The 14,612-nt window shown below is 68.2% G+C and carries 11 protein-coding genes; 2 read left to right on the top strand and 9 right to left on the bottom strand.

Features of this window, described 5'->3' with window-relative positions; genetic code table 11:
• Positions 1–8: 8 nt before the first annotated feature.
• The 8 genes from ASF28_RS17460 to urtA all read right to left on the bottom strand — a co-directional run bounded on the left by ASF28_RS17460 (position 9) and on the right by urtA (position 8,330).
• The gene (locus ASF28_RS17460; RefSeq protein ID WP_056095533.1) at positions 9–1,076 is read right to left on the bottom strand and encodes an aliphatic amidase; all 1,068 of its coding nucleotides are present in this window, start codon (positions 1,074–1,076) and stop codon (positions 9–11) included.
• Positions 1,077–1,324: 248 nt separating this feature from the next.
• Positions 1,325–1,642, bottom strand: coding sequence for an FmdB family zinc ribbon protein (locus ASF28_RS17455; RefSeq protein WP_056095529.1), 318 nt, complete (start codon positions 1,640–1,642; stop codon positions 1,325–1,327).
• 189 nt (positions 1,643–1,831) lie between these two features.
• A complete protein-coding gene (gene fmdA / locus ASF28_RS17450) occupies positions 1,832–3,061 on the bottom strand; it encodes a formamidase (RefSeq protein WP_056095525.1) in 1,230 nt (409 codons plus the stop codon).
• Between the two features lie 127 nt (positions 3,062–3,188).
• Entirely contained in the window at positions 3,189–3,878 is a 690-nt protein-coding gene (urtE, locus tag ASF28_RS17445; protein WP_056095522.1) for an urea ABC transporter ATP-binding subunit UrtE, read from the bottom strand.
• Positions 3,879–3,952: 74 nt separating this feature from the next.
• Positions 3,953–4,738 (bottom strand): urea ABC transporter ATP-binding protein UrtD, encoded by a 786-nt coding sequence (gene urtD, locus ASF28_RS17440; protein ID WP_056095519.1) that lies wholly within the window; start codon positions 4,736–4,738, stop codon positions 3,953–3,955.
• A 12-nt stretch (positions 4,739–4,750) separates the two neighbouring features.
• A complete protein-coding gene (gene urtC / locus ASF28_RS17435) occupies positions 4,751–5,899 on the bottom strand; it encodes an urea ABC transporter permease subunit UrtC (RefSeq protein ID WP_056095516.1) in 1,149 nt (382 codons plus the stop codon).
• 13 nt (positions 5,900–5,912) lie between these two features.
• Positions 5,913–6,839 carry an urea ABC transporter permease subunit UrtB gene (gene urtB / locus ASF28_RS17430; RefSeq protein WP_056095513.1) on the bottom strand — a complete coding sequence of 309 codons (927 nt, stop codon included), beginning with the start codon at positions 6,837–6,839 and terminating at the stop codon, positions 5,913–5,915.
• Positions 6,840–7,070: 231 nt separating this feature from the next.
• Positions 7,071–8,330, bottom strand: coding sequence for an urea ABC transporter substrate-binding protein (gene urtA / locus ASF28_RS17425; RefSeq protein ID WP_056095511.1), 1,260 nt, complete (start codon positions 8,328–8,330; stop codon positions 7,071–7,073).
• Between the two features lie 231 nt (positions 8,331–8,561).
• Here urtA and ASF28_RS17420 point away from each other — a divergent pair, with 231 nt between their 5' ends.
• Both ASF28_RS17420 and ASF28_RS17415 read left to right on the top strand, forming a co-directional pair.
• A complete protein-coding gene (locus tag ASF28_RS17420) occupies positions 8,562–11,942 on the top strand; it encodes a hybrid sensor histidine kinase/response regulator (RefSeq protein WP_056095509.1) in 3,381 nt (1,126 codons plus the stop codon).
• On the top strand, positions 11,935–12,834 hold the full coding sequence (locus tag ASF28_RS17415; protein ID WP_056095507.1) for a response regulator transcription factor: 900 nt from the start codon (positions 11,935–11,937) through the stop codon (positions 12,832–12,834). The genes ASF28_RS17420 and ASF28_RS17415 overlap by 8 nt, the downstream gene beginning before the upstream one ends.
• Positions 12,835–13,086: 252 nt before the next feature.
• Here ASF28_RS17415 and ASF28_RS17410 read toward each other — a convergent pair whose 3' ends face one another.
• Entirely contained in the window at positions 13,087–14,559 is a 1,473-nt protein-coding gene (locus ASF28_RS17410) for a methyl-accepting chemotaxis protein (protein WP_056095505.1), read from the bottom strand.
• Positions 14,560–14,612: the final 53 nt, after the last annotated feature.

Below are 14,612 nucleotides of genomic sequence, written 5' to 3'. Positions count from 1 at the left end.
CGCGACGCTCAGGGCGGGTCGGGCGGGCCCTCGCCCTTGTCAACGAAGGCCTTGCCGACGAAAGGGATGCCCTCGATGGGGCATTCCTCGGTGCCGACGCCGGGCCGGGTGATGGCCCGCACGGCGTCGCGGGTGCCGTCGGGGTCCTCGATCCAGCGGCGGTAGAAGTCGTAGGGGCATTCCGACAGCCCGTGATGGTTCTCCTTGGAGTTGATCATGCCCGTGTAGCCGCGGTGGAGCAGCTTGAAGAGGTGGTTCTCGGATTGCCCGTGGGCGCGGGCATCGCGGATCAGGAACTTCGACAGGGCGGCGTACTGGATGCCCATCTCCTCCTCGCCGCATTCGCCCAGCGTGCGCCCGTCGAAGCCGACGATGGCCGAGTGGCCGAAGTAGCTGTAGACGCCGTCGAACCCCGCCGCGTTGGCCACCGCCACGTAGGTGTTGTTGGCGAACGCCATCGCCTTCGACATCAGGATCTGCTGCTCTTTCGCCGGATACATGTAGCCCTGGCAGCGGACGATGAGTTCGGCCCCCCGCATGGCGCAGTCGCGCCAGATCTCGGGATAGTTGCCGTCGTCGCAGATGATGAGGCTGACCTTGAGGCCCTTGGGGCCATCGGACACGTAGGTGCGGTCGCCCGGATACCAGCCCTCGATGGGCGTCCACGGCATGATCTTGCGGTACTTCTGCACGATCTCGCCCTGGTCGTTCATCAGGATCAGGGTGTTGTAGGGCGCCTTGTTGGGGTGCTCCGCGTGGCGCTCGCCGGTCAGCGAGAACACGCCCCACACCTTCGCCTTGCGGCAGGCGGCGGCGAAGATCTCGGTCTCGGCCCCCGGAATCGTGGTCGCCGTCGCGTACATCTCGGCGGCGTCGTACATGATCCCGTGGGTCGAGTATTCGGGGAAGATCACGAGGTCGAGGCCCGGCAGGCCGGACTTCATGCCCACCACCATGTCGGCGATCTTCTGGGCGTTCTCCAGCACCTCCATCTTGGTGTGGAGGCGAGGCATCTTGTAGTTCACCACCGCGACGCCGACGCTGTCGGCGCTGGACGAAATGTCTCCGTGCATCATGGCGTGATGTTTCCCTTATGGACCCTGGCGGATGTGTGCATCCCCTCGCCCCGCTTGCGGGGAGAGGGCCGCGTCTCCCCCTCGTCGGGGAGCGCGGCGAGGCGGCAGCCGAAGGTGAGGGGGCGCCACCGAGGGAGTCTCATCGGTTCGCGCCCCCTCACCCTCGCTGCGGCTTCGCCTCCGCTTGCCACGGACCCGGCAAGGGGTCCGTGGCCCTCTCCCCGCAAGCGGGGAGAGGGTAAAGTGGATCAGTGGCTGATCATCCAGGGCCGCGCATTGGGAAAACTCTTGGCGGCCGGTGGGTTGGATTTCGCCTTGGCGCCCGAGCAGCAGCCGCAGCCGGGGCCGTGACCGGACGACTTGCGGGGCGCGTGCTGGCTCCGCTCGTTCGTGGCGAAGGCCTTTCGTCGCCCCGCATCCATGGAGGCGAGGTTCGGCGCGGTGAGGAAGGCGCGGCCGCATTCCGCCCCGCAATCGGGGCAGTCGTGCGGGTCCTGAAACTGCGCCATGGGCCGCAGGACCGTGAACGGCCCGCAGGCGGCGCAGGCATAATCGTAGACCGGCATGGGGGCCTCTCGAAGCTCGAAGCATGAAGGCGGCCCGCCGCGCGGCGTGCGGGCGCACCGTGCTCCCTCTCCTGAAAGGAGAGGGTTGGGGTGAGGTGTGGGACATCTCCGAAAAGGTCCCACACCTCACCCTGTCCCTCTCCTTCCAGGAGAGGGGACCCGCGCCGGGCCGGAGGCGCGGGGTCGCTCTCACAAGTCGGGCGAGAGCGGCATCTGGATCGAGCCGTCCAGGAACTTCGTCGGCCCGTCCGCCCCCGGATTGATGTCGAACTCGAAGATCTTCGTCGGAATCCACAGGGTCGCGCAAGCGTTGGGGATGTCGACGACGCCCGAGATGTGGCCCTGCACCGGCGCCGTGCCGAGGATCGAGTAGGCCTGGGCGCCCGAATAGCCGAACTTCTTCAGGTACTCGATGGCGTTGAGGCAGGCCTGCCGGTAGGCCACCGTCACGTCGAGGTAATGCTGCTTGCCGTACTCGTCGACGGAGATGCCCTCGAAGATGAGGTGGTCGTCGAATTGCGGCGTGACCGGCGACGGCTTGAAGATCGGGTTCCTGATCCCGTACTTCGACATCCCGTCCTTGATGAGACTCACCTTGAGGTGGACCCAGCCCGCCATCTCGATGGCGCCGCAGAAGGTGATCTCGCCGTCGCCCTGGCTGAAATGCAGGTCGCCCATGGAGAGGCCGGCCCCCGGCACGTAGACCGGGAAGTAGATCTTTGAGCCGCGCGACAGGTCCTTGATGTCGCAATTGCCGCCGTGCTCGCGCCCCGGCACCGTGCGGGCGCCCGTGGCCGCCGCCTTGTCCTTCGCCTCGCCCTTGAGCCGGCCCATATGGGCGGTGGGCCCGAAGGGCAAGGTGGCGAGCGCCGGCACCCGGTTGGGGTCGGTGTCGAACAGGGCTTTTTCGCGGGTGTTCCAGGTCTCCAGCATCTTCGGATCGGGCAGGCAGCCGATGAGGCCGGGATGGATCAGGCCGGGGAAGCGCACGCCGGGGATGTGCCGGGATTTCGTGAACATGCCCTCGAAGTCCCAGATCGACTTCTGGGCCTGGGGGAAGTGCTCGTCGAGGAAGCCGCCGCCGTTCTTCTTGGAGAAGAACCCGTTGAAGCCCCACTGGCTCTCGGGCTTGGCGCCGATGTCGAGGAGATCGACCACCAGGAGGTCGCCGGGCTCGGCGCCCTCGACGCCGATGGGGCCGGACAGGAAGTGGACGATGGACAGGTCGATGTCGCGCACATCGTCGGCGGAATCGTTGTTCTTGATGAAGCCGCCGGTCCAGTCGTAGGTCTCGACGATGAAGTCGTCGCCGGGCTTGACCATCGCCACCATGGGGATGTCGGGGTGCCAGCGGTTGTGGACCATGTCGTTGTCGTAGGCCGACTGCGTGAGATCGACCTTGATCAGGGTCTCTGCCATGGGTCTCTGCTCCCTTCCCTGGACGTGAGGACAGGCGTCCCCGTTTCGCGGAGGCCGGTGGGACGGCCTTGCGCAAGCGATGATGTTTCGAGGTCGGCGAGGGGCTTCGTGACCCCTCGCGAAAAACTCACACCGAGAGGAAGCGGGCGACCTGGGCCTCGTCGATGTCGGCGCGGAGCGACTCGTGGACGATGTGGCCGTTCTCGATGACCAGCACCCGGTCGGCGACGTCGAGGGCGAAGCTCAGCACCTGCTCGGAGACCACGATGGACAGGCCGCGCGCGTCGCGGATCTTCTTCAGGGTCCGGCCCATCTCGCGGATGATCGAGGGCTGGATGCCTTCCGTCGGCTCGTCCAGCAGCAGCACTTTCGGCCGGCTGGCGAGGGCGCGGGCGATGGCGAGCTGCTGCTGCTGGCCGCCGGACAGGTTGCCGCCGCGCCGGCCCTTCATCTCGAGGAGCACCGGGAACATCTCGTAGAGTTCCCCCGGCACCCGGCGCTCGTTGGTGACGGTTAAGCCCGTCTCGATGTTCTCCTGCACGGTCATGGCCGAGAAGATCATGCGGCCCTGGGGCACGTAGGCGAGGCCGCGCGCCACGCGCTGGTGGCTCTTCAGGGCCGCGACCTCGGTGCCGTCGACCCGGATCGACCCGGATTTCACCGGCACGATGCCCATCAGGGTCTTCATCAGGGTGGTCTTGCCCATGCCGTTGCGGCCCATGACGGCGACGATTTCGCCGGGCGCGATGGCGATATCGAGGCCGTGCAGCACCTCGCTCTGGCCGTAGGCGGCGTGGAGATCGGTAATCGCCAGCATCGGCTGGACGCCGCCCTGAAGATGGGGTGCAGGGGAGGGGGCAGGCGTGGTCTGGAGCATGAACCCGTTCCCCCTCAGTGGCCGAGATAGACTTCGATGACCTTCGGGTCGTTCTTGACCCGCTCCATCGAGCCCTCCGACAGAACCTTGCCCTGGTGCAGCACGGTGACCCGGTGGGCGATGTCCTCGACGAACTTCATGTCGTGCTCGATGACCAGCACCGAGCGGCCGACGATGATCTGGTTGAGCAATTCGGCGGTCTTGATGCGCTCGCCGACGCTCATGCCGGCCACGGGCTCGTCGAGCATGAGCAGCTCCGGGTCCTGGATCAGCAGCATGCCGATCTCGAGCCACTGCTTCTGGCCGTGGCTGAGGAACTCGGCCCGCTCCAAGAGCTGGTCCTTGAGGAAGATCATGTGGGCGACCTCCTCGATGCGGTCGCGGACCTCGGCGTCGCGCTTGAAGGTCAGCGCCCCGAACACTGAGCGGCCGCGCGGGAACGAGATCTCCAGGTTCTCGAACACCGTGAGGTCGTCGTAGATCGACGGCGTCTGGAATTTCCGCCCGACGCCGGCCTGGACGATGGCGCTCTCGGACAGCTTGGTGAGTTCCTGGCCCTTGTACTTGATGGAGCCGGAGCTGGCCTTGGTCCGCCCGCAGATGAGATCGAGCACCGTGGTCTTGCCGGCGCCGTTGGGGCCGATGATGACGCGGATCTCGTTCGGGTCGACGTAGAACGAGACGTCGTTCACCGCCTTGAACCCGTCGAAGGAGACAGTGAGCGCCTCCACCGCCAGCAGGAAGTCCTTTTCCGCCGGGGCGGCACCGATGATGTGCGAGGGGAGGAGCGCGGCGTTCATTCCGAAAAAATCCTACTCGGCCGCGTGGGGGAGGGCGACGGCGGGCGCGGGCGCGAGGGCCTTCACGCGCCGGGTCAGGCGGGGCTCGACGTAGGTCCGGTAGATGCCGGCCAATCCGTTGGGGAAGGCCAGGACCACGAGGATGAACAGGCCGCCGAGGCCGAACAGCCACAGCTCCGGAAAGCTCTCCGAGAAGCTGGTCTTGGCCCAGTTGACCAGGAGCGTGCCCCAGACGGCGCCGAACAGGGACAGGCGCCCGCCGACGGCGGCGTAGATCACCATCTCGATGGAGGGCACGATGCCGACGAAGGACGGCGACATGAACCCGACCTGCAGGGTGAACATCGCCCCGCCGATGGCGGCGAACACCGCCGCGAGGCAGAACGCGAAGGTCTTGAAGCTGGCGACCTGGTAGCCGGAGAAGCGGACCCGGTCCTCCTTGTCGCGCATGGCGACGAGGATGCGCCCGAGCTTCGAGCGCTTCACGTACTGGGCGAACAGGATGCAGGCGACGAGCAGGCCGCCGTTGAGGAAGTAGAGGATGTTGTGGGCGCGGTCCGTGCGGATGTCCCAGCCGTTCAGGGTGCGCAGGTCCGTGATGCCGTTGATGCCGCCGGTATAGCCCTGCTGGCCGACGATGAGGATGGTCAGGATGGCGGCGATGGCCTGGGTGATGATGGCGAAGTAGGTGCCGCCGACGCGGCGGCGGAACATGGCCGAGCCGATGACGAAGGCGAAGAACGCCGGCACCACGAGGACGGCCAGGATCGTGAACGGCAGGCTGGTGAACGGCTTCCAGAACCACGGCAGTTCGGTGATCTGGTTCCAGTCCATGAAGTCGGGGATGCCCGGCGTCGACTGGATCTTGGTGTTCGCGACGCTGGAGGCTTCGAGCTTCAGGTACATGGCCATGAGGTAGCCGCCGAGGCCGAAGAACACGCCCTGCCCGAGGGACAGGATGCCGCCGAAGCCCCAGCAGATGACGAGGCCCAGAGCCACGAACGAGTAGGTGAGGTACTTGCCCACCAGGTTGAGGCGGAAGGCGTCGAGGAGCATCGGCAGCACGAGGAAGATCACGGCGGCCAGGAGCGCGAGGCTCACCCACTCCATGGGCTTCATGAACGGGTTGTCGTGGACGCTCTGGGATGGGGCGCGGGTCATGGCAAAGAGCTCCTCAGCGCCGGACTTTGAGGGTGAAGAGGCCCTGCGGCCGCAGCATCAGGATGCCGACGACGGCCAGCAGCGTGATCACCTTGGCGGTGGAGCCCGACAGGAAGAATTCGAGGGTCGACTGGGTCTGCGAGATCGAGAAGGCCGACGCGATGGTGCCGAGCAGGGAGGCGGCGCCGCCGAAGACCACGATGAGGAAGGTGTCGACGATGTAGAGCTGGCCCGAGGTCGGCCCCGTCGAGCCCACCATGGTGAAGGCCGACCCGGCGACGCCGGCAATGCCGCAGCCGAGGCCGAAGGTCAGGCGGTCGACCCGCTCGGTGTCGATGCCCACCGCCCCCGCCATGGGCCGGTTCTGCACCACGGCGCGGACCTGGGCGCCGAAGCGCGAGCGGTACATCAGGAGCGCGACGCCGGCGGTGATGAGCAGGGTGATCGCCATCACGAACATGCCGTTGATGGGGATCTCGATGGTGTCGGTGACCTGCACTGAGCCGATGAGCCAGGACGGCAGCTCGACGCCGACCTCGCGGGCGCCGAAGATCGTCCGGTAGGCCTGCTGCAGGATCAGCGACAGGCCCCAGGTGGCGAGCAGGGTGTCCAGCGGCCGCTTGTAGAGGTGGCGGATCAGCGTCCATTCCACCAGCATGCCGAGCGCCCCGGACGCCACGAAGGCCAGCCCCATGGCAACGAAGAAGTAGGCCGGGAACAGGGCCGGCAGGTAGGTCTGGAAGAAGCCCGAGCACAAGTAGGTCATGTAGGCGCCGAGGATCATGAACTCCCCGTGCGCCATGTTGATCACCCCCATCTGGCCGAAGATGATCGCCAGCCCCAGGGCCATCAGGGTGTAGACCGAGAACAGGATCAGCCCGGCGAAGCCCTGCATCACGAAGATCGAGCTGAGGTCCGTGAGGGAATAGTCGCCGAGCATTCTTTTCGACCTTCCGAAGGATTCAGCGACGGCTCTGCAAGCATCAGGCCGTTCGGAGCGGACGCGGCCCTCCGCTGAAGGGCCGCGACGCGCTCCCTCTCCTGAAAGGAGAGGGTTGGGGTGAGGTGTGCGAACTCTCCGAAAAGGTCTCACACCTCACCCTGTCCCTCTCCTTCCAGGAGAGGGGACCCGCGCCCGCTGGACCCGATCCAGCGCGCGCGCGGGGGGGGCCTACTGGTAGCCCTTCGGGAAGGGGTTCGGCTCGATGAGCGCGGGGCTCTCGTAGACCACCTCGAACTGGCCGGACGGGAGCGCCTTGGCGACGCGGGTCTTCGACCAGAGGTGATGGTTCGGGTGGATCTTGACGTAGCCCTCGGGGGCCTCCTTGAACTCGATGTCGGCGGAGGCGGCGGCCACCTTGTCGACGTCGAAGGAGCCGGCCTTCTCCACGGCCATCTTCCACAGGAACGGCCCGAGATAGGCCGCCTGGGTCACGTCGCCGATGACGGTCTTCTCGCCCCACATCTTGTGGAAGGCGGCGACGAACTTTTCGTTGTTGGGATTCTTGAGCGACTGGAAGTACTTCATGCAGGAATAGGCGCCCGCGATATTGTCGCCGCCGATGCCGTCGATCTCGTCCTCGGTCACCGAGATGGTCAGCAGGGTCTGCTTCGAGAGGTCGATGCCCGCCGCCTTGAGCTGCTTGTAGAACGCCACGTTCGAACCGCCGACGACGTCGGTGAAGATCACGTCGGGCTTGGTGAGCTTGAGCTTGTTGATCACCGAGTTGAACTGGGTGTGGCCGAGGGGGAAATATTCCTCGCCCACGACCTTGGTCTTGAGCACGTTCTCGATGTGCTTGCGGGCGATCTTGTTCGAGGTGCGGGGCCAGATGTAGTCGGAGCCGATGAAGAAGTACGTCTTGGCGCCCTTCTCCTTGGCGACCCAGTTCAGGGATTCGAGGATCTGCTGGGTGGCCTCCTGGCCGGTGTAGATGACGTTCTTCGACTGCTCCAGGCCCTCGTAGAAGGTCGGGTAGTAGAGGAGCCCGTTGTACTGCTCGAACACCGGCAGGGCGGCCTTGCGGGAGGCCGAGGTCCAGCAGCCCATCACGGCGGCGCAATGGTCGTTGACCAGGAGCTTCTTGGCCTTCTCGGCGAAGGTCGGCCAGTCGGAGGCGCCGTCCTCCTGGATGATCTTGATCTTGCGGCCGAGCACGCCGCCGGCCTCGTTGATCTGCGAGATCGCGAGCTTTTCCGCCTGGATCGAGCCGGTCTCGGAGATCGCCATGGTGCCGGTGGCCGAATGCAGGATGCCCACCGTGACCTCGGTGTCGGTCACCGCGAGGCCGGTGGTGTTCACGGTGGCCGTCGCCGGCCCCGCCGCGAAGCTCATGCGCGGCATCAGGGCCATGGCCGGCACGCCGGCCAGCCCCATGAGAAGCCTGCGCCGCAGCGCCGATTGCAGGCCGTTGCCCTTGCTGTCTGCCATCGTGCCCAAAATCCCTGATCGCCGTCGCATGGCCCGTCGGAAGAGCCGTGGATCGATACGCAAAGGCTAGGCCGTGGATTGCGATGCGGTCGATACGCAGTCTTGCGTATGGAGCGGACCCGGACGGAGGCGCATCGTCCGAAACCCTTCGTCCAAGGGGCTTGGACCACGACCCTGTCATGCGGGACCTTTCGGCGGCGCGGCCCGCACGTGCTACCCCTCTGCCGAGCCATGCCCCAGCACCAGCGCATCCTGCCGATCCGGCGCGACTACAACCGCTTCGTCGCCGACGAGACGCTGGAGGACTACGCCCTGCGCTTCACCGCCAAATCGGCGCGGCGGTGGTCGGGCCTGCGGGTGGCGCAGACGGCGCTGGGCTCCGTGTCGTTCCTGGCGCTGGAGGCCATCGGCGGCACCCTGGTGCTGGGCCTCGGCTTCACCAACACCCTCGCCGCCCTCGTGGTGGTGGCCCTCATCATCTTCGCCACGGCGGTGCCGATCTGCGCCTACGCCGCCCGCTACGGCGTCGACATCGACCTGCTCACCCGCGGCGCCGGCTTCGGCTACATCGGCTCGACGGTGACCTCCCTGGTCTATGCGAGCTTCACCTTCCTATTCTTCGCCATCGAGGCGGCCATCATGGCGATGGCCCTGCACCTGTGCTTCGGCCTGCCCCTGGCGCTGGGCTACCTCGTCAGCGCCGTGGCGGTGATTCCCCTCGTCGTCTACGGCATCACCCTGATCAGCCGGTTCCAGATCTGGACCCAGCCCCTGTGGATCGTCCTCAACCTGCTGCCGCTGGCCTGCATCGTCTGGCAGGGCGGGGCGCCGGTGGACGACTGGCTCGGCTACCCCGGCGATTCGGGCGGCGGGTTCGACCTCGCCCGCTTCGGCCTCGCCACCGGCATCCTCCTCGCCCTCCTGGCGCAGGTCGGCGAGCAGGTCGACTTTTTGCGATTTGTCCCCGCGATGGAACCCGGAAGGGAGCGCCGCTGGTGGGCCGCCGTCCTCGGGGCGGGGGCGGGCTGGATCGTCCCGGGCTTCCTCAAGATCCTGCTCGGCTCGTTCCTCGCCATCCTGGCCCTGCGCCACGGCGTGCCGGCCGACCGGGCGGCCGAGCCGACGCAGATGTACACGATCGCCTTCGGCTACGTGGTCGCGCCCGGCCCCGCCGCCATCGCCCTGATGACCGTGTTCGTCGTGGTCTCGCAGATCAAGATCAACGTCACCAACGCCTATGCGGGCTCCATCGCCTGGTCGAACTTCTTCTCCCGCCTCACCCACAGCCATCCGGGCCGCGTCGTCTGGCTGGTGTTCAACGTCGCCATCGCGCTCCTGCTCATGGAGCTCGGCATCGACAAGACCCTGGCGAGCACGCTCAGCCTCTACGCCGTGGTGGTCTCGGCCTGGGTCGGGGCGCTCAGTGCCGATCTCGCCGTCAACAAGCCGCTCGGCCTGTCGCCCCCCGGCATCGAGTTCAAGCGGGCCCACCTCTACGCCATCAACCCCGTCGGCACCGGCGCCATGGCCCTGTCGATGCTGTCGGGCTTCTCCGCCCATCTCGGCTGGCTCGGCGTCACCCTCACCCCGTTCGGCCCGATGCTGGCCCTGGTCGTCGCCTTCGTGGCCGCCCCCGCCATCGCGTGGGCCACGGGCGGCCGCTACTACCTCGCCCGGACGCCCAAAACCGACTGGACCGGGACCGCCATCACCTGCCGGGTGTGCGAGCACCCGTTCGAGCCCGAGGACATGGCCCAGTGCCCGGCCTATGGCGGGGCGATCTGCTCGCTCTGCTGCTCCCTGGACGCCCGCTGCGGCGACCTGTGCAAGCCGCACGGCCGCCTCGAGGCCCAGGCCCAGGGCGTTCTGGCCGGAATCCTGCCGGCGCGCACGGCGATCTGGATCGGCGCGCCCCTCGGGCGCTACCTCGCCCTGATGCTCACCCTGGTCGGCGCCGTGGCGCTGATCCTCGGCATCGTCCATGCGGGCGCAGTGGCCGAACACCCCGAACACCGCGAGATGCTGGCCGCCGCGCTGACCTCCGTGTTCCTCATCCTCATCGTGATCCTCGGCATCGTCGCGTGGCTGTTCGTGCTGGCCCAGGAGAGCCGGCACGTCGCCCTGGAGGAGACCGCCCGCCAGACCGGGCTCTACCAGGCCGAGATCGCCGCCCATAAGGTCACGGACCGCAAGCTCCAGGAGGCGAAGGAGACGGCGGAGGCGGCGAACCTCGCGAAAAGCCGCTACGTCGTCGGCATCAGCCACGAATTGCGCACGCCCCTCAACGCCGTGCTGGGCTACGCCCAGCTGCTAGAGGGCGACCCTTCCATCCCGGCGCCGCGCCGGAACGGCATCCGGGTGATCCGGCGCTCGGCCCAGCACCTGTCCGGCCTCATCGACGGCTTGCTCGACATCTCCCGCATGGAGGCCGGGCGCCTGCAGATCCACCGCGACGAGATCCGGCTGTCCGACTTCCTCGACCAGATCGGCGACATGATCCGCCTGCAGGCCGAGGGCGCCGGCCTCGAGTTCCGCTTCACCCGGCCGGCCACCCTGCCCACGGTGGTGGCCACCGACGAGAAGCGCCTGCGCCAGATCCTGCTCAACCTTCTCTCCAACGCCGTGAAGTTCACGCCGCGCGGGCACATCGCCCTCGATCTCGCCTATCGCAGCCAGATCGCCGTGTTCACCATCCGCGACACCGGCCTCGGCATCCCGGAGGCCGACCTGCAGCGGGTGTTCGAGCCGTTCGAGCGCGGCTCCATGGCGGCGGCGCTGACCACCCCCGGCACCGGGCTCGGGCTCACCATCGCGCATCTCCTGGCGCAGATCATGGGCGGCGAGATCACCGTGGAGAGCACGGTGGGGCAGGGCACCTGCTTTCGCCTGCGCCTCATGCTCGCCTCCGTGGCCCGGCCGAAGCCCGTGCGGCTGCCGGCCCAGGCGCCCGACGCGGCCCGGACCTATTCGGGCGCCCGCCGCACCATCCTGGTCGCCGACGACGACGCCGCCCATCGCGGCCTCATGCGCGACATCCTCGAACCCCTCGGCCTCGTGGTCCTCGAAGCCGAAGACGGCCCGGCCTGCCTGGCGCTCGCCGCCGCGCATCCCCCCGACCTGTTCCTCCTCGACATCGCCATGCCGGGCATGACCGGCTGGGTCCTGGCCAGGGCCTTGCGTGAGGCCGGCCAGACCGCCCGGATCGCCATGATGTCGGCCAACGTCCACGAGATCAGCCCGTCGCGGGGGCACGACGCCCCCCACGACGCCATCATCGCGAAACCGTTCGACCTGCGCGATTTCCTCGAGGTCGTCACCGGTCTGCTCGGCCTCGCCTGGAGCGCGCCGGAGCCGGCGCGCGCCCCCGCCACGGCCGCGGGGCCGCCCCCCCGGCCCGAGGCCGTGGCCGATCTCCTGCGCCTCGCCCGGATCGGCCACGTCCGCGGCCTGTCGGCGAAGCTCGCCGCCCTGGCGGACGAACCCGACCCGCCGACGGCCTTTCTGGTGCAGCTGCGCGGCCTCGTGGAGGCCTACGACCTGCGCCGCGTCTTGAGCGTGCTCGAAGCCCTGCGCGACGCGCAGGCGGTGGCGGAGCCCGCCGCCGATGCGTGAGCCCCACCGCGACATCGTCCTCGTGGTCGACGATTCCCCCGACACCCTGAGCTTCCTCACCGAGGCCATCGAGCGCTCGGGCGCCACGGTGCTGGTGGCGGTGGCCGGCGACCTCGCCCTGGCGCTCGTCGACGAGATCACCCCCGACATCATCCTGCTCGACGCGGTGATGCCCGGCATGGACGGGTTCGAGACCTGCCGGCGCCTCAAGGCCAGGGGCCACCTCGCCCACGTGCCGGTGATCTTCATGACCGGCCTGTCGGAGACCGAGCACATCGTGAAGGGCCTGGAAGCGGGCGGGGTCGACTACGTCACGAAGCCCATCGCGCCGGACGAGATTTTGGCGCGCATCCGGGTCCACCTCGCCGGGGCCCGGGCGGCCCAGAGCGCGCGGGCCGCCCTCGACACCACCGGCCGCACCTTGTTCGCCGTGGACGGGCGGGGCGCGGTCCTGTGGTCGACGCCCCAGGCCGCGCGCCTGCTCGCGGGGCTCACCGACCCGGACGGCCTTCCGCCCCGGGGTCTGTCCTGGCTGCGGGCCTGCCTCGCCGGCACGGCCTCGCCCCCCCTGGCCCTGACCGACCGGGGCGGGGTCGCCCACACCGTGAGCTTCATCGGCGGGACCGGCGACGAGATCCTCCTGCGCCTCGCCCGGGACCCGACGGAGGCCGGGCTCGAACGCCTGCGCACGCGCCTGCCCATCACCGGGCGCGAGGCCGAGGTGCTGCTGTGGCTGTCCCGCGGCAAGGCCAGCCGCGACATCGGCGAGATCCTGGGCCTGAGCCCCCGCACGGTGACGAAGCACCTGGAGGGCATCTACGCCAAGCTCGGCGTCGAGAACCGCACGGCGGCCTCCCTCATCGCCGCCCGCCACCTGCAGGACCTGGAATAGGACGGAACTTCAACGGATCGCTTCGGATCGAGTGATCGCACCAGAACTCCCTCGCCTGTTTGGGAGAGGGTTGGGGTGAGGGTCGTGAACTGTCCGGAGAATCCACACACCTCACCCTGTCCCTCTCCTTCCAGGAGAGGGGACCCGCGCTTCACCACATCCCGCAAGCGACACATCCCGCAAGCGACATGGGCACTCCGGAGGATCGGATGAGAAGGCTGCCGCACGGTGTCGGGCAGCCCCCTCGCGGCGTCACGCCAGGGCGCGGGCCGCTCCGCTCACCGCCTGGACCGAGGCGTCGACGTCGTGGGCCGCCCGGGCGATGCCGTCCATGGTCTGGCGGACGAGTTCGACGCTCTGGGCGGCGTTGTGCATGTTCACCGACATGTCGCGGGTCACCGCCGCCTGCTCCGTCACCGCCGAGGAGACGCTGAGGGAGATCTCGCTGAGATGCCCGATGGTCCGGCCGATGGCCTCGATGGCGCGCACGGCCTGGTTGGTCGAATTCTGCACCGCAGCGATCTGCGTGCCGATCTCCTCCGTGGCGCGGGACGACTGGTTGGCCAGCGCCTTCACCTCCGCCGCCACCACGGCGAAGCCCCGGCCCGCCTCGCCGGCGCGCGCCGCCTCGATGGTGGCGTTCAGCGCCAGCAGGTTGGTCTGGTCGGCGATGGAGCGGATCACCCCGATGACCTCGCCGATCTTCTCGGCCGAGGCGGTGAGCCCGGAGATGATCGTCCCGGCCTCGCCCGCCCGGGCCACGGCCTCGTCGGCCGCGCCCTTGGCCTCGACGGCGTGCCGGCTCAGTTCCTCGATGGAGGACGAGAATTCCTCGGCGCCCGCCGCCACGGCCTGGACGTTGCCGGAGGTCTGCGCCGCGGCCTCCGCCGTGGTCGCCGCCCGCTGGCTCACGTCGGAGATGGCTTGCGTGATCTGGCCGAGGTCGCGGTCGATGGCGCGCTGACCCTGGAGACGCCGGTTGCGTTCGTTGACCCGGGCCGTGACGTCGGTGGCGAACTTCACCACCGCGTAGGGCTTGCCGTCCGCCCCGAGGACCGGATTGTAGGCCCCGTAGATCCAGACCTCGCGCCCGCCCTTGGCGAAGCGCTTGAACTCGCCCGACTGGTGCTCGCCGTCGGCCAGGGCGCGCCAGAATCCGGCATAGGCCGAACCGTCGCGCTCGTCCGGCGCCACGAACAGGCTGTGGTGCCGCCCCTTGATCTCGTCGAGGCGGTAGCCGAGGGCGGCGAGGAAGTTCGCGTTGGCGTCGGTGACGACGCCGTCGAGGGTGAAGTGGATGACGGCCTGGGACCGGTGGATCGCCGCGATCTGGCCGGCGTCGAGGACGGCGCGCAGCTTCTGCGCGGTGATGTCGGTGGCGAACTTGACGACCCGCACGACCTTGCCGCTCCGGTTCAGGACCGGGTTGTACGAGCCCTGGATCCAGACCTCGCGACCGCCCTTGGCGATCCGCATGAACTCCCGCGCCTGATGCCGGCCGGCGCGCAGGTCCGCCCAGAAGGTCTTGTAGGCCGCGCTCTCCCGCTCCTCGGGGGTGACGAAGAGGCTGTGATGCCGGCCCTTCACCTCGTCGAGGCCGTAGTCGACGACTCCGAGAAAGAGGGCGTTCGCGTCGAGGACTGTGCCGTCGAGATCGAATTCAATCCGGGCCTGCGATCGATCGATGGCGTCCAGTGTCGCGCGTGCGCCCGAATCAAACAACATAGATCCCCCCACGCCGGACTTGCTCCATCGCGTTTCCGAACCAGTATGACGAA

Origin of the sequence: Methylobacterium sp. Leaf99 (genome assembly GCF_001422375.1) — a bacterium.
In the GTDB taxonomy this organism is placed as follows: domain Bacteria; phylum Pseudomonadota; class Alphaproteobacteria; order Rhizobiales; family Beijerinckiaceae; genus Methylobacterium.
This window is presented reverse-complemented; position numbering and strand designations above follow the sequence as displayed.